Genomic DNA, 18173 nt, shown 5'->3' with positions numbered 1-18173 from the left:
ATGTTAGCAACATCTAATATACATATCACTCCGTCGAGGATGGGAGCGATGCGTCCGTTGAGCGATCCGGCTGACCTTTCCGCGCGTGCCGGCGATGCCGCCCGCCTGTTGAAACTGCTGGCCAGCGAAAGCCGGTTGCAGATCCTGTGCGAGCTCGCCCAAAGCGAGGCATCGGTCACCGCGCTGTCGAAGGCGGTGGGGCTCGGCCAGTCGGCGCTTTCCCAGCATCTGGCCAAGATGCGCGCCGAGGGGCTCGTCACGTTCCGCCGCGACGGCCAGACGCTCTACTACCGCATCGAGAACCCGGCCGCCGAGCGCATCCTGGTGCTGCTGAAGGACGTGTTCTGCGAGGCCTGACAACACGCAACGACCCGGAATTGTTCCGCGCCCTCTCCCGAACCGGGCGCGCCGTTGAAATGAGGATCCGATCATGAGCCTGAAATCGATCGACGCCCGCGCGGCGCACAATCTGGCACAGGCCGGCGCGCTGCTGGTCGACGTGCGCGAGCAATGCGAGTTCGACCGCGAACGCATCCCCGGCTCGCAGCTCTCGCCGATGTCGACGATGGGCGAGGCCGGGTCGGTGAAGAGCGCGTCCGGCAAGGTCATCTTCCTGTGCGCCTCCGGCGCGCGCACCAATGCCAACAGCCCGCTGCTCGCCGCCTGCGCCGATGGCGAGGCCTATGTGCTGGAAGGAGGCCTCAGCGCCTGGAAACGCGCCGGCCTGCCGGTGGAGCGCCAGGAACGCAAGCCCGTCTCCATCCTGCGTCAGGCGCTGATGACGGCCGGCGTTCTCGCCATCGCCGGCTTCGTGCTCGGCACCTACGTGGCGCCTGCCTGGCACCTGCTGTCGCTTCTCGTCGGCTGCGGCCTTCTGTTCTCGGGCGCAACCAACTTCTGCCCGATGGCCTTCTTCGTCTCGTTGATGCCGTGGAACCGCAACAAGCCGCGCCTGCCCGGCGCCACCGGCATCGGCCAGTTCGGATGATCGCAGCGCTTGCGAGCGGCGCCCTCGTCGGCCTGTCGCTCGGGCTCATCGGCGGCGGCGGTTCGGTACTTGCCGTGCCGCTGCTGGTCTATGTCGTCGGCGTTCCCGCCCCCCACATCGCCATTGGCACCAGCGCGCTCGCGGTCGCGGTCAACGCCGCAGCCGGCCTTGCCGGCCATGCCCGCGCCGGCACGGTGAAATGGCCCTGCGCGCTGGTCTTCGCGGCAAGCGGGCTCGTAGGTGCTGCGGCCGGCTCCACCCTCGGCAAGGCGATCGATGGCGACAGGCTGCTCGCGCTCTTCGGCGTGATCATGATCGTCGTCGGCATCGCGATGCTGCGCCGGCCGGAGGGTCGGGACGACGCGAATGTCCACCTCGACAGCGCCTCCGCCCGCCGCCTGCTGCCGCGCCTCCTGATCACCGGTTTCGGCGTCGGCCTGCTGTCCGGCTTCTTCGGCATCGGCGGCGGCTTTCTCATCGTGCCGGGCCTGATCGCGGCGACCGCCATGCCGATGCTCAACGCGGTCGGCTCCTCGCTCGTCGCCGTCACCACCTTCGGGCTGACGACGGCGTCCAACTACGCGCTTTCCGGGCTGGTCGACTGGGTGCTGGCGGCCGAATTCATCGCAGGCGGCATCGCCGGCGGCATTCTCGGCACCTGGGCGGCCGGCCGCATGGGCAATGGACGCACAGGTGCAGGCAAGCGCGCGCTCACTCGCGTCTTTTCCGCCGTGGTGATCTGCGTCGGCCTCTACGTCGTGGCGCGGGGCGCGGCGGCCTTCGTGTAGATCGTTTTCCCTCAAACGGAAACGGGTCGCGGGTTTACGTGCTGCGGCCTACCCTTCGAGACAGCCTTGTCAGGCCTCCTCGAAGCCTGGCCGGCAAATAGTATCAGGCTAGGCGCTTTCGGCTATTCCCCTTATGCCCCTCCACCGTCATTGCCTGGCACCCGCTTTCGCGGGCACAGGCTCCGTCCGGGCAATCCATCACCAGCCGCAGCATTCCGGGCACGCGCTGGATCGCCCGGACTTCGCCGGGTGATGACGGTGGAGACGTATGAAGGCGCACAGAACCAACTGCCATTTTCAGCCCGGACTCTCAGGATCGATGGCTTGCGTCCCGCTAGCCGTGAATCGCCTTGAGCCCCATCGCTCCCGGGCGCTGGGCGAGCTTGTCCATGATCACCTTGAAGATCTCCACGGGCCGGAACGGGAACTGGATGCAGCCGTCCACCCCCAGTTCCCTCAGCGCCTCCAGGGTGTTGTCGTTGATGCCCGGCGGCACCAGCACGACAAGCCGCGACGCCTTGTTCCGATGAGCAGAATTCTCCAGATATTGCAGCAGGTAGTGCACCTTCTTGGAATAGACCAGGAAGCTCACGTCGTAGCTGTGCTTGGCGAAGGTGTCCGCGTGCAGCGTATCCTCCGCAATCAGCGTCACCGTGCAGCCGACCTCGTTCAGCGCCGAGCTGATCGGCGCGATCGCCTTGGTGTTGGAGGTGACGATCGCGACCTGGATCGGAGGTTTCTCCTTCTGCGTCTCCTTGTAGGCCTTGTAGAGCTTCATCAGTTGCTGGCGGGAATGCTCCGCCATGCGCCGCACGCCGGCGATCCGCGTCTCGATGGTCGCCAGCAGCATGTCGTAGTCGATCGGCTTGGTCAGGTAGTCGTCCGCCCCGAGCTTGCGGCCGCTGATCACGTCCTCGCGCGCGGAACGCGCCGTCAGGAAGATGAACGGCACCTGGTCGAGTGCGGGGATCTTCTGCCGGATGACCTTCAGCAGCGTCGGCCCGTCCATCTCCGGCATCATCACGTCGCACAGGATCAGGTCGGGCTGCAGGGTCTGCAGCATATCCAGTGCCTCGCGGCCGTTGCGCGCGGCGCTGACCCCGTAGCCGGCATCCTCCAGTTCGCCCACCAGATCGCCAAGCAGCAGTTCCTCGTCCTCGACGCAAAGGATGTTGATGTCCTTGTTCATGGCGGGTTTCATGGCCGGGGCATCCTTGCCTTGCGTTTCGTCATGGTCGTTGGCGCGCATGCCGCGCCGCTGGTCCCGATCGTCGCTTTGCATCATCGCTCCGCCCTCCCTATCGGTTCTTCGTTATCCTGCAGCCGGATCTCGGCCGCATCCGCCCGCATCGCGGCAAGCGTGCTGCCGCACGCACCGGTTTCCGCCTCGCTCTCCCCCTGCCGGCGTTGTTCGTCACCGCCGCCGCCATCCGTCGCAGGCGGTCTGTCGAGGGCCGGATCGACCGGCAGGTCGAGCGGCAGCCGGATGGATACGACTGTTCCCTTGCCCTCCTCGCTCGAGATCGACATCCGCCCCTTGTGGCGCACGATGATCATCTCGGTGAGGTTGAGACCGATCCCCGTGCCCGGAATGCCGCTGGAAGTGGAGGCGCGGTAGAAGCGGCCAAACACCTTCTTGATCTCGGCTTTCGGTATCCCGACCCCGAAATCGGTCACCTCGATGCAGGCGAAATTGTTCTCCACCCGCACATCGACCTCCACCCTGTCCTTGCCCGGCGAATACTTGATGGCGTTGCCGACGACGTTCACCAGACACTGCTCGATCATCCGCCGGTCGATGTTGATGACCAGGTCGCCGATGCTCTCGTTGAGCACGATCTCGTGGCTTCGGTTGCCCTGGTGCTGCTGGTTGCACACCGCCTGCACGATCGGCAGGAGCGGCTGCGGCTGGGGCGAGATTTCCAGCACGCCGTCCTGCGAGACGGAGAAATCGATGAAGCGCTCGATCAGGTAATTTATCCGCCTGACCGCCTCGCGCATGTTATCGAGCCGCTCGACCACCTCCTCCGGCTGCAACCGGTCGAAGCGGCGCTTGAGCCGCTGGGCCGCGCCGTCGATGATCGCCAGCGGCGTGCGGAACTCGTGCGAGGCCATCGACACGAACTGCCGCTGCATCTCGTTGAGCCGCTTTTCCTTGCGAAGGTGCTTCACCAGTTGGTCGGCATGGGCGCGCAGCTTCTTGTTCTGCTCCTTGAAGTCGGAGACGTCGGAGAAGACGACGACATGTCCGCCGGTCGGAATCGACGAGACCTGGATGCGAAACCAGCGGTCGAACATGCGGTGGTCGCTTTCCGCCGTGATCTGCTGGATGAAATCGTCCAGGTCCTTCGCCTCGCCCCATTCAAAGGCGAACGCCTCCTTCAGGTGTGCCCGGCCGTCCAGATACGCCTCGATCCCGGGATGAAGGCGCTTCATGTTGGAGTTGGCAAGCGTCAGGCATCCCGCGCCGTCGACCATCACCAGAGCGTCGGGAATGGCGTCCACGGCGGAGGAAAGCAGATCGCGGCTTTCCTCAAGCTCGCGTGAGCGGCTGCGTAGTGTCTTCACCAGCCGGTCCTGCTTTTCCTCCAGCCGTGTCTCGACCGCCCGGAATTGCGTGATGTCGGAATAGATCGCCACCTGCCCGCCGTCGGGCAGCGGCGTGACCTGGACCTTCAGCAACCGCCCGTCGGGCAGCGACCGGTCGAAGGCCACGTCCCCCTGCGCCCGGGCAGCGATGGTGATGCCCGAGACGAAGTCCTCCACGTCGCCGGGGCCATAGTCTCCACGCTCGGCGAAATAGCGGATGAGATCGGCGAGGTTGGGATCGCCCTCGAATACGCTTTCCGGCAGATCGAGCAGATCCTTCGCCCGCCGGCTGAACACCAGCAGATTAAGGTCAGCGTCCATCAGGACGATGCCCTGATGGATCGAGCTCAGGAGCGCGGGAACAAGCGCCGCCTCGTTGATATTCTCCTTGATGAAATGTCCAGACAACATCGCATATCCGATCCAGAGAACTTTCCGCTCTTAAGACCGACTACACCTTGCGGATTAAATTGAATATAAGCAGAATATATCAATTTTTAACGCTCTGGTTACTCCGAACCATCGCGATTTTCGACTACGCACATCAACGTATCAATTAACAGAAAACGGATTTACATACGAAATACTCCGAATGGCGTCGGCTCGACAGGCGCGTTCAGCGTCGCGGAAAAGGCCAGTCCGAGCACCCGCCGCGTCTCGGAAGGCGCGATGATGCCGTCGTCCCACAGCCGCGCGGTGGCGTGATAGGGATGGCCTTCCGCCTCGTAGCGCGCCCGGATCGGCGCCTTGAACGCCTCTTCCTCCGCCGCACTCCAGGCCGCGCCCTCGGCTTCCATGTTGTCGCGCTTGACGGTGGCCAGAACCGAGGCCGCCTGTTCGCCGCCCATCACGGAAATCCGCGCATTCGGCCACATGAACAGGAAGCGGGGCGAGTAGGCGCGCCCGCACATTCCATAGTTGCCCGCACCATACGAGCCGCCGACGATGACGGTGATCTTCGGCACCTTCGCGCACGCCACCGCCGTGACGAGCTTCGCCCCGTCCTTGGCGATGCCGCCGGCCTCGTATTCGCGACCGACCATGAATCCGGTGATGTTTTGCAAAAAGAGAAGCGGAATGCGCCGCTGGCAGCACAATTCGACGAAATGCGCGCCCTTAAGAGCCGATTCAGAGAAAAGGATGCCGTTGTTGGCAACGATTCCGACGGGCATTCCGAAAATTTTCGCAAAGCCCGTCACAAGCGTCGTGCCGTAGAGCTTCTTGAACTCGTGAAACTCCGAACCGTCGACAAGCCGCGCGATCACCTCGCGGATGTCGTACTGCTTGCGCAGGTCCGCCGGCACCACGCCATCGAGCTCGGCCGGATCGTAGGCGGGATCGCGCGGCGGGGCGAGGTCGATGTCCGCCCGCTTCACGCCGTTGAGATTGGCGACAGCCCGGCGCGCCATGGCCAGCGCCTGGTCGTCGTCCACCGCATAGTGATCGGCGACGCCGGAGACGCGCGCATGCACGTCCGCCCCGCCCAGATCCTCAGCCGACACCTCCTCGCCGGTGGCCGCCTTCACCAGCGGCGGCCCGGCCAGAAAGATCGTGCCCTGCTGGCGCACGATGATCGTCTCGTCCGACATCGCCGGCACATAGGCGCCGCCCGCCGTGCACGATCCCATCACCACCGCAATCTGCGGAATGCCCATCGCCGACATGGTGGCCTGATTGTAGAAGATGCGGCCGAAATGCTCCTTGTCGGGAAAGACGTCGGTCTGGTTGGGCAGGTTCGCGCCGCCGGAATCCACCAGATAGATGCACGGTAGCCGGTTTTCGCGCGCGATCTCCTGGGCGCGCAGGTGCTTCTTCACGGTCATCGGGTAATAGGTGCCGCCCTTGATGGTGGCGTCGTTGCACACGATCATGCATTCGCGCCCCGACACCCGGCCGATGCCGGTGATCAGCCCGGCGCCATGGATGGCGGCATCGTACATGCCGTTGGCCGCCAGCGGCGACAGCTCCAGAAACGGCGCACCTGGATCGAGCAGTCGCGTGACGCGCTCGCGCGGCAACAGCTTGCCGCGCCCCACATGCCGCTCGCGCGCCTTCTCCGGCCCGCCCAGCGCCGCCTCCTCCCGACGGGCGCGCAGATCGGCGACGAGCGCCCCCATTTCCGCAGCCTGTCCCCTGAACGCATCGGAAGACGACGAAACAACGGATTTCAACAACGCCACAGCAGAACTCCCCCACTCGCGTGACAATGATCTTGATGAAAAAGGCTCAGTCGACCTCGTCGGCCGGAACGATCCACGTCTCCCTCAGCGCCGCCTCGCACCACTCGGCCATGGCCGGATGGGCCATCACCGCCTCCATGTAGGCGCGAGAGACCGCATCCACCGGCACCGCATAGGTGATCAGCCGGCTGACGACCGGCGCGAAAAAGGCGTCGGCCGCCGTTAAGGCCCCGAACAGGAAATCGCCGCCCGCGCCGAAACGGGCCCGCGCCTCGTTCCAGATCGCCAGGATCCGCGCCACGTCGGCCTCCACCGCTGCATCCTGCGGCCGGGCGGCGGGTGCCCGCCGGATGTTCATCGGGTAATGGCCGCGCATGGCGGTGAAACCGGAGTGCATCTCGGCCACGATGGCGCGGGCATGGGCGCGCGCCGCGCGGTCCGCCGGCCACAGCCCGGCTTGCGGAAAGCGCTCCGCCAGATATTCCACGATCGCCAGACTGTCCCACACGGTGATATCGCCGTCGATCAGCACCGGCACGCGGCCAGCCGCGGAATGGGCCCGGATCTCATCGTGCATGGTGGGCGTGTCGAGCGGGATCAGCACTTCCTCGAAGTCGGCGCCGGTCTGCCTCAATGCCAGCCAGCCGCGCAGCGACCAGGTCGAGTAGTTCCTGTTTCCGATGACGATCTTCAAGTGACGCGCTCCTTGCGTTGGCCTCCCGCGACAGGCTTACGCCTTCTCTTTCGGAAGCTCAACGGCGCCGCCCGCGTCCCGCCAGGCACCGAACCCGCCCTCGATATGGGCGACGTTCTCAAGCCCCATGTCCTGCACGGTCTTGGTCGCCAGCGCGGAGCGCCAGCCCGCCGCGCAGAAGAAGACGAAGCGCTTGGGCTGGGCAAAGACCTCGCGATGATAGGGGCTGTCGGGATCGACCCAGAATTCCAGCATCCCGCGCGGGGCGTGGACGGCGCCGGGCATGCGGCCCTGCCGCTCCAGCTCGCGGATATCGCGCAGATCCACGAACACCGTGTCCGCATCGCCGTGGAGCGCGATCGCCTCGGCGACGGGCAAGGTCACGATCTCCGCTTCCGCCGCATCCACCAGCTGACGGTATCCCTTCTTCATCGCCATCGGCGACCTCCCCTCCCTCGTGCCGGCCTCGCGACGCCGGTCTTGTTGCCGAACCGTTTTGCGCGCCGGAGTGTCGTTTGACTTGCGGGGATTCACAAGACCCGATTGCCGCCGCCGCGAAAAGAACCGGCCGGGCGCCATGCGGCAGAAGCTGAAGACCGGGCCCGAAAACGCAAAAGGGGCGCGGTTCGGTCCGCGCCCCTTTCGAACTGACCATGCCGGTGGCAAGTCTATTCTGGCAAGCCTATTTCACGGCGATCGTCGTGACCGCCGGATCGAATCCACCGAACAGGTAGACGAGCAACATAGCGCCTCCGAGCATCAGGACCGTCCAGGTCATGAACCCCCAGCAGGACTTCTGTACGTGATCGTCCATGGAACTCCTAATTGCTGAACAGGGCGACGGGGCGGGTGAAACAACCCTCTCCTTCCATCGCGAAGCCACGCCCATTTAACGACTTGGTAACCTCTGTTCAAGTCCGAAGAATCCCGCCTTGCGGAAAGGCTGGCACGCGCCCTGTGCATGGCGTTGTGGAAAAAGCGCGAGGCCCGCCCGCCCTCGATTTCGTTCGGCCGCACCAAGCCGATGATTTGCCTTTGCGATTTGCGCCGGGTCGGATGCCTTTCCGGTCGCATTGAAACAATCCCGCCACCGCGAATATGCTCTGGAAATCGCCCCTCCTTTTCGCCTTGAAGGGGACGGGGGTCGTGAACCCGACAGAAAGACCGACATGCCCTTCCTGCCGCTCGACCTTGCCGCCCTTGCGTGGTTCGCCTGTTCCTGGCTCGGCTACAACTGGCTTGTGGAGCGCAGCCGCTGGAAATCCGCCTGCCTGTCGCATGCCATGGACCGGTACCGGCACGAATGGATGCACTCCATGCTGGAGCGCCCGTTGCGGATGATCGACGCACAGATCATCGCCGGTCTGCAGCAGGGCACGGCCTTCTTCGCCTCCACCTCGCTGCTGGCGCTGGGCGCCTGCTTTGCGCTGCTCAACGCCACCGATCTGGCCCTTGAGGTCTACGCCGACCTGCCGCTCGCCATCGTCACCACGCGGGCGGAATGGGAGGCCAAGGTTCTGGGGCTGATGCTGATCGCGGCCTATGCCTTCTTCAAGTTCGGCTGGTCCTACCGGCTCTTCAACTACTGTTCGATCATGGTCGGCGCCGTGCCCAACGAGGACAAGAACCCTTCGGCGGAGGCGCGGGATCTGGCGAGCCGGGCGGCCAGCCTCAACGTGCTCGCCGGGCGGCATTTCAGCCGCGGCCAGCGCGCCTTCTTCTTCGGCGTCGGCTTCCTGTGCTGGTTCGCCGGGCCGATCCCCTTCATCGCCGGCACGACCTACGTTTTCGTCGTGCTGTTGCGGCGCCAGTTCTTTTCCGCCGCCAGCAGTGCCGCGTTTTCCCGCGAAATCCCGCCGCGGGGCTGAGGTCGGGGTGATTATGCCGGCGAAATCGCCGCAAACGTGAGAATAGTCACAGTAGCGTTTGCACCGAAGTGATTAGCTGTCCGCAGCTGGCGGGCATCAATCATTTTCCAGGGTGCGGCAATGACGACGCTCTACCTCAGACTTGGCGGAAGACAGAGTATCGAACGTTTCACATATGTAATTTTCGACATGATGCGCCACGACGACATTCTCGCGGAGGAACTGGACCGTATCGACCATGCCTGGGTCATCGACAAGGTGAACTCGCTTCTGGTCTTCATATTCGGCGGCTCGCCCTTTTACGAGGGCCGCTCGATCCGTTCCGATTTCCGGACTCTGCTGGCGACGGACCATCACTACACCCGCTTCGCCGACCACTTCCAGACGGCACTGCAGGCAAACGGCATCGAACCGCCGCTGCGCGAGGAGGCGCAAGCCGTCATCGAGCTGGTTCGCGATTACGTGCTGGAACGGCAACTGGTGTAAGGGACCGGGAGCTCCGTTCAAGCCGCTGCGGCCGTTTCCGCGGGTGAACGCCAGCCCCACGGCCGACCTCCCCCTTGAGGGGAGGTCGAACGGCTTCTTCGGCCGTTCGGGTGGGGGTCAAGGCGGCAGGTTCGGAGCAAGAGAGAGCACCCCCACCCCTGGCCCCTCCCCTCAAGGGGGGAGGGGGACGAATGCGGCTCGCTCAGCGCATCCCGGTCGGGAAATGGTATCGGATTGCGGGCTCGCCTTTTTTCCCCTCATCCCCCACCGCCGTCATTGCCCGGCTTCGTCCGGGCAATCCACCTCCAGCCGCGGCACTCGGGGCGCGCGCTGGATCACCCGGACGGAGCCTGTGTCCGCGAAAGCGGGTGCCGGGTGTTGACGATGGAGGGAAATGTGGAGCGAAAAGTCAGCCCCACGGCCTACCTCCCCCTTGAGGGGAGGTCGAACGGCTTCTCCGGCCGTTCGGGTGGGGGTCAAGGCGGCAGGCTCGGAGCAAGCGGCTTTACCCCCAGCCCTAACCCCTCCCCTCAGGGGGGAGGGGAACGTCAGACGCACGCTCAGCGCGTCGCGGCACCTTCATTGCGTGCAGATGACGGTCTCATTCCGGCTCGATCAGATCGGAGCGGACGTTGCCGACGACCTCGCCGGTATCGACCTCGCACCACCGTCCGTCGAGAATCTGCCGCCGGGCGGCGGCGTCCGCGCCGGCCCAGTCGCCGGCCGGAATCTCCGGCTCGCACCAGTTGAGACGGATGCCGCCGGTTCCGGCGCGCACGCGGCCCGCCACCTGCGAATTCGGGTCCATCTCGACGTTGATGACCAGATCGGACAGGGCCCGGTAGCTCTGGTAATAGGGCGACTGCGCCCGTGCGGGAGACGGGAAGGTCACAACGGCGGAAAGCGCCGCCGCCCCGAAAACCGGCATGGCAGCGAGGATCGCGGCGGGGCGCACCCGCCGCGCGTTCGGTTTCACGACCATCGATCGCCGCCGCTTCAGCCGAGTTCGGATGCCGAGTTCACGACCTTGCCGACGAGACCGTAGGCGATGGCCTCTTCCGGCGACATCCAGTAGTCGCGGTCCGTATCCTTGTCGATCCGCTCCACCGGCTGACCGGTGGCGACCGAGAAGATCTTGTTGAGACGATCGCGCATGCGCAGCATCTCGCGCGCCTGGATCTCGATGTCCGTCGCCGGGCCGCCGGCCCCACCGGAGGGCTGGTGCAGCAGGAAGCGCGTGTTGGGCGTGCAGTAGCGGTCTTCCTTGGGAACCGCGACATAGATCAGCGCACCCGCGCTCGCCACCCAGCCCATGCCGAGCATGCGCACGCGCGGGGCGATGAAGCGGATGGTGTCGTGGATCATGTCGCCCGATTCCACGTGGCCGCCGGGCGAGGACACGATCACGTTGATCGGATCTTCGGAAACCTGCGCCAGCGCCAGAAGGCGGGCGCACACATCGCGGGCCAGCTCCTGCGAGATCTGACCGGTAATGAGCACCGTGCGCGATTCGAAAAGATGCTTGTCGACCTGGATCGACGCCGGCGTCTTGGTCTTTTCCTCGTCTTCGTCCTCGTCGTCGAGGTGGGGAGGAACCGACGTGAAATAAGTGTTCATGCGCTGGATAGGCTCCATTGATTGCAGGGGCGGCCGCGTTCGGCCGCTCCGTTTTTCCGACTCCATGTGTATGCGATGCCGCCGCGGCTCGCAAACCCCGGCTCGCGCCTGCCGGCCCGCAAACCATGACAGACCACCCTTTTTCGCAAAAGGGTTAGCGGACACCCCGCCGGCCATACCGACCACATGGGGAGCCTGCCGCTCGAAAGAAGGGGGTGGAAGACGAATTGTGCCGGATACCCGGCCCGCTTATACCGGCGCCGCGATCACCACCCGGTTTCGGCCGCTGCCCTTGGCGCCATAAAGGCCCCGGTCGGCGCGGGCGATCAGATCGGCGAGCGTCACCGATTGACCGCTTGTCGCCGCCACGCCGATGCTCACCGTCAGCCCGATCGGGGTGCCCTCCCATTCCACCACCTGATCCGCGATCCGCGTGCGCAACTTCTCCGCCACCTGTAGCGCATCGTGCAGATCGGCGCCGCGCAGCAAAATGACGAATTCTTCGCCACCGTAGCGGGCGAAAAGGTCGCTCTTGCGCAGCTCCTCCTCCACCGTGCGGGCGAAATCCTGCAGCACCCGGTCGCCGGCGGGGTGGCCGAACCGGTCGTTGATAGACTTGAAATGATCGAGGTCGATGAGCAGCAGCGCCATCGTCTCCCGCCCGGCGTGCATCCGCTCCAGCAGCGCGCCGACGCTGCGGTCGAAGGCACGCCGATTGAGGATGCCGGTGAGCGGATCGATCTCCACCTCGTGCTGCAGGGTCTTCACCGCACGCACCTGCCAAAGCCACAGCCCGCCGATCGCGAGCGCGACGAGGAAGATCACCGGCACGAACAGCGCCAGCGACAGCCAGAAATCGTCCTCGAGCACATTTTTCGGGCGGTGGGTGATCAGGCTGTAGAAAGCCCGCAGCACGAAGACCGTGACATTGCCACCGGCTGCAAGCAACAGCACCGCGCGGACTTCCGCCTTCACGCCCCGGGTCCGCCAGAACTCGTGGAAATAGCCGAGCGACAGAGCGGCGATCAGGATGGAGGCCACGAGCGAGCGCAGCCAGGTTTCTTCGTAGAAGCCGGGATACCGGGACAGGATCAGCCAGACGACGCAAGGCAGGATGACCGGCAGCACGAGAAAGCGGCGCCCGTTCATCTCCCGAAACGAGTTCCAGCCCAAGGCCATCGCGGCGAACACGGCGGCGTTTGCGACATCGACGGAAAGCAGGTCGGGTATGCGCCCGCGCGCCGCCAGCAGCAACGTGGAGACGGCACCGAGCCCGAAGGTGGCGGCGGAATAGGCCAGCACCCGCTCGCTGCGATGCTTCCACCAGCCGATGCCGAAGCCGACGGCGGCCAGCAGACAGATGGTCGCCATCAGAACGAAGATCGTGAATATATCCAGCCGCATGCCACGCTTCCCGCGTCCAGGCAGCGCGCCCGGAAGCCTTGAGCCACCGTCAACCCCAATTGCGGGTAAAGACCGGAAGCCGGAAACAATGTCAAATCACTTGATGGTTGCGGCTTCCCGCCGGCGCGCCTTCCTCAGCGCACGTGCCCGGCGGGATCCTGGCGATTTTTGACGGTCCTTGCGCAAGCGCGGCACAGGCACAGCGGCGGGGATATGTCGCCGGCTCCGCCCTGCGGCCTTTTCCCCCACCCGAGCGACCGAGGAGAACGTTCGACCTCCCCTCAAGGGGGAGGGGTCAGGGGTGGGGGTACCTTCGCTTGCTCCGACCCCACATCCCTGCCCTCGCGCGCGCCTAGCGTGAAGCGTCGAACAGCTCGCGCCCGATCAGCATCCGCCGGATCTCGCTCGTTCCCGCACCGATTTCATAGAGCTTGGCATCGCGCAGAAGCCGGCCGGTCGGATACTCGTTGATGTAGCCGTTGCCGCCGAGAAGCTGAATCGCGTCGAGCGCCACCTTCGTCGCGTTTTCCGCGGCATAGAGAATGGCCCCTGCGGCGTCCTGACGCGTCGTCTCGCCCCGGTCGCAGGCCTGCGCCACGGCATAGACATAGGCCCGGCTGGCGTTCATCGTCACGTACATGTCCGCGACCTTGCCCTGCACCAGCTGGAACGTGCCGATCGGCTGCCCGAACTGCTCGCGCTCGTGGATGTAGGGCATCACCACGTCCATCGCCGCCTGCATGATGCCGATGGAGCCGGCCGCCAGCACCGCGCGCTCATAGTCGAGCCCCGACATCAGGATGTTGACGCCCTTGCCGACCGCGCCGAGCACGTTCTCCTCAGGCACCTCGCAATCGCGGAAGACGAGTTCCCCTGTCTCCGAACCGCGCATGCCGAGCTTGTCGAGCTTCTGCGCGACGGAAAAACCGGGGAAATCCTTCTCGATGATGAAGGCGGTGATGCCGCGCGGGCCGGCGGCCGGGTCAGTCTTGGCGTAGACGATCAGCGTGTCCGCCTGCGGGCCGTTGGTGATCCACATCTTGGAGCCGTTGAGGACGTAGCGGTCGCCCCTTTTCTCCGCCCTGAGCTTCATGGAGACGACGTCGGACCCCGCGCCCGGCTCCGACATGGCGAGCGCGCCCAGATGCTCTCCGGAGATAAGCTTGCCGAGATAGCGCTTCTTCTGCTCGTCATTGCCCCAGCGCCGCATCTGGTTGACGCACAGGTTGGAATGCGCGCCGTAGGAAAGCCCGATCGAGGCGGACGCCCGGCTCACCTCCTCCATCGCCACGCAATGCTCCAGATAGCCGAGCCCCGCGCCGCCCCACTCCTCCTCCACCGTGATGCCGTGCAGCCCGAGCGCCCCCATTTCCGGCCACAGCTCGCGCGGGAACCAGTCCTCGCGGTCGATCTTTTCCGCCAGCGGCGCGATGCGGTCCTGCGAGAAGGACAGCACGCTGTCGCGCAGCATGTCGGCGGTTTCGCCGAGGTTGAAATTGAACGCGGCGGGTGCGTTGGGGATCATGCTCTTCTTCCTCCCTGGCGGACCTCCCTGCCCGCCTTGTGCATGTGTTTGCGCAGGACACTCGGTGCCTGCGGCGGCTCTCCTTACGGAATTTTCCGGAGAAAGCTAGAGCAACATGCCGCCAGGTGGAAGCGCCGGAAGAGGGGGCCGGCCGGTTTGAGCGAAACGGCGCGAAAGCGGCGCGCGGCCAGACAGATCGTTTCGCGGATTGAAGGAAGAAGATCGCAATTCTTCCAGCCACGGCCGATCATCCGGGATGGCCCCTTGCGCGGGATTGCCCGAGGCTGGCGTGGAAATGGTAGCGGGTCAGATGCATCCAGACTCTCCCCGTCATTGCCGGCTTCGACCGGCAATCCATTCCGTGAAATATCCACCCGGGGAGCATTTAAAGCGGCGGCAAAACGCACCTTTACGCCGGGCCGTGAAATCACGGCATGGATTGCCGGTCTGAGCCGGCAATGACGAGCGGAGGGAATAGAGCACCACAACCGGCTGCCATTTCCACGCCAGCATCACACTCAACGTCATCCCGAGCGGCCACCCGGGAAACACAAGTGCCTTCTTGGCCCTTCAATTCTATGCCCCCCTCAGACCTCTCCATCGTCATCACCCGGCGAAGGGGCATGAGGCGGAAACGGTCGAAGGCGCACAACCCGAGACCAGTTCCAGCCCATCCTCCGGCCCGTCCGCGCAAGCGGCCATCCCGAAGCATCGGCCGCAGCACGAATGCCGGAGCGTCCTCCTCCCTGAACCGCCCTAATCCGCCAGCCCCGGCAGGCACACGAGCGAGAACAGCCCCGTGGCGACGTGGGTCTCGCGGCCTGCCTCCAGGCCGTAGACGTCGGAGCGGCAGATGGTGAGCGTGCGGCCCGGCTTCACCACCCGTCCGCGGGCAACAAGCTTTTCCCCGCGCGCCGGGTTGAGCAGGTTGATCTTGTATTCGCTCGTCAGAACCCCGGTGCCGGCCGGATAGAGCGACAGCGCCGCATAGCCGGCCGCGCTGTCGGCTATGGAGGCGGTGGAGCCGGCGTGGAAATAGCCGTGCTGCTGGGTAAGGGCGCGCGCATGCGGCATGTCCAGATCGACCTCGCCCGGCGCCAGATGCGCGATGACGGCGCCCAGATATTCCATGAACGGCTGGCGCGCGAAACTGGCGCGCACGCGCGCTTCCCAGTCCGCATCGCGCGGTTCGAACCCTGCCATCTCTCCTCCTCCCGATTATCTCCGCTCCGGGCGCTCCCCCGCCCGGCAAAGCGGCCTATCCCGCGTAATTCGGCCACAACGGCGGGGCGGCGAGTTCCAGCACGTTGCCGTCGGGATCCTCCAGATAGAGGCTCGTCCCGCCGGCCGACCACGTCACCTCCGAGGTGATCGCGACCCCGCAGGCGCGAAGATGCGCGCGCCACGGATCGAGATCTTCGGCCGCGACCTTGAAGGCGAAGTGGCTCGGCCCCTCGCTGTGATGGCCCGGCACGATGCCGCCCTGCGTTTCCACGTCATCCGCCGTCGAGCCGCGCGCAAACACCAGCAGCGTCTCGGCCGGTCCGGCATTGTAGGCGGAGAGCCTGTCGCCCTCGACCATGCGCTCAAGCCCCATCACGCCGGAATAGAACGCGTGCGCCGCCGCCATGTCATCGACATAGACCGCCGTTTCCAGGATGCCGCCGATCTTGGGTGCCTGTCTCATGAGTTTTCCTTGTCAGACCGATACTTTTTCTCAGTGCAGCCCGAACCACCAGGCGGCGAGCCCCAGAAACGCGAAGAAGCCCACCACATCCGTCACCGTCGTCACGAACACCGAGGAGGCGACGGCGGGATCGATGTCGAGCCTGTCCAGCGTCAGCGGGATGAGAATGCCGGCCATGCCGGCGGCCACCATGTTGATGACCATGGCGGCCGCGATCAGCCCGCCGATCTGTTCGTTGTCGAACCAGAGGGCGGCAACGAGCCCCATCAGCACGGCGAACAGCACGCCGTTGATGAAGCCCACCGCGGTCTCGCGCGCGATGATGCGAACGGTGTTGAAACTGCCCAGATCGCGCGTGGCCAGCGCGCGCACGGCGACTGTCATGGTCTGCGTGCCGGCATTGCCGCCCATAGAGGCGACGATCGGCATCAGCACCGCGAGCGCCACCATCTGCTGAATGGTCGCGTCGAACATGCCGATGACGAGAGACGCCAGCACCGCCGTGCCGAGATTGACCAGCAGCCACACGAAACGCCCGCGCACCGTCTCCACGATGCTGTCGGAAATCTCCGCGTCGCCGCCCACACCGGCCAGCGCGAAGATGTCCTCCTCGGCCTCCGCCTGGATGACGTCGACGATGTCGTCGACGGTCAGCACGCCGACGAGCCGGTCCGAATCGTCCACCACAGCGGCCGAAATCAGGTTGTAGCGCTCGAAGGTGGTCGCCACCTCCTCCTGATCCTCGGTTGCTTTGATCGCGTGCATCGTCTCGCCCATGATGCCGCTGATCGGCTCATTGCGCTTGGTGCGCAGCAGCTTGTCGAGCGCCACGGTGCCCATCAGCCGGAAGCCCGGGTCGATGACGTAGATCTGGTAGAAGTCCTCCGGCAGCGCATCCGATTCGCGCAGGTAGTCGATGGTCTGGCCGACGGTCCAGAACGGCGGCACGGCGACGAAGTCGCTCTGCATGCGCCGGCCGGCCGATTCTTCCGGGTAATCCAGCGCGCGGCGCAGCTGCAGCCGGTCGGACTGCTTCAGCTCCTGCAGGATCGCTTCCTGGTCTTCCTGCGGCAGGTCTTCCAGAATGTAGACGGCATCGTCCGAATCGAGCTCGGCGATGCCTTCCGCCACATTGCCCGCCGGCATTTCCTCCAGCAGGCGCGCGCGGACCGAATCATCGAGCTCGGTGAGAACGGTGAAATCGAAGGCATCGCCCAGCAGGCTGACGAGCTTGGCCTGGTCTTCCGGGTGCAGCGTCTCGATCAGGTCGCCGAGGTCGGCCTCGTGCAGGTCGCCGGCGAGTTCGAGCGTGGCCTCCCTGTCGTCGGCCTCCACGGCCTCCTCGACAAGCGCCACGAAATCCTTGGAGACGTAGCCGTCCTCGTCGCGAAAGGCGATTTCCGCGGGATCGGCAACGGCAGCATCGACGGGTGGGGTCTCGGCCACGATCTCCTCCTGCGGTTGGATTGCCTGCGGTTGGGATGCCTACAGTTGGGATGAACGTGCCGGTAAAAATCGCGAGACGTCGGGACCAGCCCGCAAAAGCTACGAAATTATCGGCGCTTAAGGAACAGTCTTTTCGCACCGGCGAAGTGCGGCGATGTCATTTTTATGGGAGATCGAAAAACAAAAAAGGCGACCCGGGGGCCGCCGCTTTCGCAAAGACAGCCGGACATTGGTCTGTCCGGCTCACCCTTCGCCTGACGGCTTCAGGTGGCTGTGCCACCCGAATCGCAATCGGTCAGACAAAAGGGAGTCTGGAAGCGTTCTCCCACAGACGCCTCTTTGCGAATGCCTGCCCCGATCCGGATTTCAGATATCTCTCGAAGTCGAGCGCACGCTGCTTCTCGTCGAAGGCGTGATAGCAGACGAGTTTCCATGGTCGAAATTTAGAAGTGTGAGGAGATGAGCCGGAATTATGATCGGCCACGCGTCTCTTCAAATCAGCGGTGAAGCCAATATATGTCTGCTTCGGAAACGAAATGCTTCTCAATAGATAGACATAGAATATTGGCAGTCCCCCTTCGCTAAAGCTACGGGCGACACCCTTCGCCTGACGGCTCCAGGTGGCTGTGCCACCCGAAGCTCGGTCACGACCCTAGGCCGCCGTTTCCCAAGGCAGAAATTCTGCGATATTCGGAGGCGAAATACAAACAGTCCCCCTTCGCTAAAGCTACGGGCGACACCCTTCGCCTGACGGCTCCAGGTGGCTGTGCCACCCGAAGCTCGGTCACGACCCTAGACCGCCGTTTCCCAAGGCAGAAATTCTGCGATATTCGGAGGCGAAATACAAACAGTCCCCCTTCGCTAAAGCTACGGGCGACACCCTTCGCCTGACGGCTCCAGA

At 64.8% G+C, this 18173-nt stretch carries 19 protein-coding genes; 5 read left to right on the top strand and 14 right to left on the bottom strand.

The window, feature by feature from the left end; genetic code table 11:
• Positions 1-39: 39 nt before the first annotated feature.
• The 3 genes from V2L18_RS02975 (at position 40) to V2L18_RS02965 (ending at position 1776) form a co-directional block, all read left to right on the top strand.
• A complete protein-coding gene (locus V2L18_RS02975) occupies positions 40-357 on the top strand; it encodes a metalloregulator ArsR/SmtB family transcription factor (RefSeq protein ID WP_336176310.1) in 318 nt (105 codons plus the stop codon).
• 73 nt (positions 358-430) lie between these two features.
• On the top strand, positions 431-988 hold the full coding sequence (locus V2L18_RS02970) for a rhodanese family protein (protein ID WP_336176309.1): 558 nt from the start codon (positions 431-433) through the stop codon (positions 986-988).
• Entirely contained in the window at positions 985-1776 is a 792-nt protein-coding gene (locus tag V2L18_RS02965; RefSeq protein ID WP_336176308.1) for a sulfite exporter TauE/SafE family protein, read from the top strand. Before V2L18_RS02970 ends, V2L18_RS02965 begins: the two co-directional genes overlap by 4 nt.
• Before the next feature lie 334 nt (positions 1777-2110).
• Here the strand turns inward: V2L18_RS02965 and V2L18_RS02960 are convergent, their stop codons facing one another.
• The 6 genes from V2L18_RS02960 to V2L18_RS02935 form a co-directional block, all read right to left on the bottom strand.
• Positions 2111-3061, bottom strand: coding sequence for a response regulator (locus V2L18_RS02960; RefSeq protein WP_336176307.1), 951 nt, complete (start codon positions 3059-3061; stop codon positions 2111-2113).
• Positions 3058-4776, bottom strand: a complete 1719-nt coding sequence (locus tag V2L18_RS02955) for a PAS-domain containing protein (protein ID WP_336176306.1) — start codon at positions 4774-4776, stop codon at positions 3058-3060. The genes V2L18_RS02960 and V2L18_RS02955 overlap by 4 nt, the downstream gene beginning before the upstream one ends.
• 161 nt (positions 4777-4937) lie before the next feature.
• The gene (locus V2L18_RS02950) at positions 4938-6482 is read right to left on the bottom strand and encodes a carboxyl transferase domain-containing protein (RefSeq protein ID WP_336176305.1); all 1545 of its coding nucleotides are present in this window, start codon (positions 6480-6482) and stop codon (positions 4938-4940) included.
• 109 nt (positions 6483-6591) lie between these two features.
• On the bottom strand, positions 6592-7239 hold the full coding sequence (locus tag V2L18_RS02945) for a glutathione S-transferase family protein (RefSeq protein ID WP_336176304.1): 648 nt from the start codon (positions 7237-7239) through the stop codon (positions 6592-6594).
• A 36-nt stretch (positions 7240-7275) separates the two neighbouring features.
• Entirely contained in the window at positions 7276-7671 is a 396-nt protein-coding gene (locus V2L18_RS02940) for a rhodanese-like domain-containing protein (RefSeq protein WP_336176380.1), read from the bottom strand.
• A gap of 250 nt (positions 7672-7921) precedes the next feature.
• On the bottom strand, positions 7922-8053 hold the full coding sequence (locus tag V2L18_RS02935; protein ID WP_336176382.1) for a hypothetical protein: 132 nt from the start codon (positions 8051-8053) through the stop codon (positions 7922-7924).
• Between the two features lie 355 nt (positions 8054-8408).
• On the opposite strand from V2L18_RS02935, the gene V2L18_RS02930 reads away from it, so the two are divergent.
• Together V2L18_RS02930 and V2L18_RS02925 are read left to right on the top strand one after the other, a co-directional pair.
• The gene (locus tag V2L18_RS02930; protein ID WP_336176303.1) at positions 8409-9107 is read left to right on the top strand and encodes a DUF599 family protein; all 699 of its coding nucleotides are present in this window, start codon (positions 8409-8411) and stop codon (positions 9105-9107) included.
• A 120-nt stretch (positions 9108-9227) separates the two neighbouring features.
• The gene (locus V2L18_RS02925; protein ID WP_336176302.1) at positions 9228-9593 is read left to right on the top strand and encodes a hypothetical protein; all 366 of its coding nucleotides are present in this window, start codon (positions 9228-9230) and stop codon (positions 9591-9593) included.
• 601 nt (positions 9594-10194) lie between these two features.
• Here the strand turns inward: V2L18_RS02925 and V2L18_RS02920 are convergent.
• The 8 genes from V2L18_RS02920 to V2L18_RS02885 all read right to left on the bottom strand — a co-directional run bounded on the left by V2L18_RS02920 (position 10195) and on the right by V2L18_RS02885 (position 17837).
• Positions 10195-10575 carry a hypothetical protein gene (locus tag V2L18_RS02920; RefSeq protein ID WP_336176301.1) on the bottom strand — a complete coding sequence of 127 codons (381 nt, stop codon included), beginning with the start codon at positions 10573-10575 and terminating at the stop codon, positions 10195-10197.
• Positions 10576-10589: 14 nt separating this feature from the next.
• Positions 10590-11210: an ATP-dependent Clp protease proteolytic subunit gene (locus V2L18_RS02915; RefSeq protein ID WP_336176300.1), complete on the bottom strand. Its 621-nt coding sequence runs from the start codon at positions 11208-11210 to the stop codon at positions 10590-10592.
• A gap of 249 nt (positions 11211-11459) precedes the next feature.
• Positions 11460-12614: a GGDEF domain-containing protein gene (locus V2L18_RS02910; protein WP_336176299.1), complete on the bottom strand. Its 1155-nt coding sequence runs from the start codon at positions 12612-12614 to the stop codon at positions 11460-11462.
• A 352-nt stretch (positions 12615-12966) separates the two neighbouring features.
• The gene (locus V2L18_RS02905) at positions 12967-14139 is read right to left on the bottom strand and encodes an isovaleryl-CoA dehydrogenase (protein WP_336176298.1); all 1173 of its coding nucleotides are present in this window, start codon (positions 14137-14139) and stop codon (positions 12967-12969) included.
• Positions 14140-14895: 756 nt separating this feature from the next.
• A complete protein-coding gene (locus V2L18_RS02900) occupies positions 14896-15342 on the bottom strand; it encodes a PaaI family thioesterase (RefSeq protein WP_336176297.1) in 447 nt (148 codons plus the stop codon).
• Between the two features lie 55 nt (positions 15343-15397).
• A complete protein-coding gene (locus V2L18_RS02895) occupies positions 15398-15826 on the bottom strand; it encodes a VOC family protein (protein ID WP_336176296.1) in 429 nt (142 codons plus the stop codon).
• Positions 15827-15856: 30 nt separating this feature from the next.
• On the bottom strand, positions 15857-17272 hold the full coding sequence (mgtE, locus tag V2L18_RS02890; RefSeq protein ID WP_336176295.1) for a magnesium transporter: 1416 nt from the start codon (positions 17270-17272) through the stop codon (positions 15857-15859).
• A 295-nt stretch (positions 17273-17567) separates the two neighbouring features.
• On the bottom strand, positions 17568-17837 hold the full coding sequence (locus V2L18_RS02885) for a GIY-YIG nuclease family protein (RefSeq protein WP_336176379.1): 270 nt from the start codon (positions 17835-17837) through the stop codon (positions 17568-17570).
• Positions 17838-18173: the final 336 nt, after the last annotated feature.

This window comes from Breoghania sp. JC706, from assembly GCF_037026715.1.
Taxonomy (GTDB): Bacteria; Pseudomonadota; Alphaproteobacteria; order Rhizobiales; family Stappiaceae; genus Breoghania.
The sequence above is the reverse complement of the archived record's forward strand: the minus strand, read 5'-3'. Positions and strand labels throughout refer to the sequence as shown.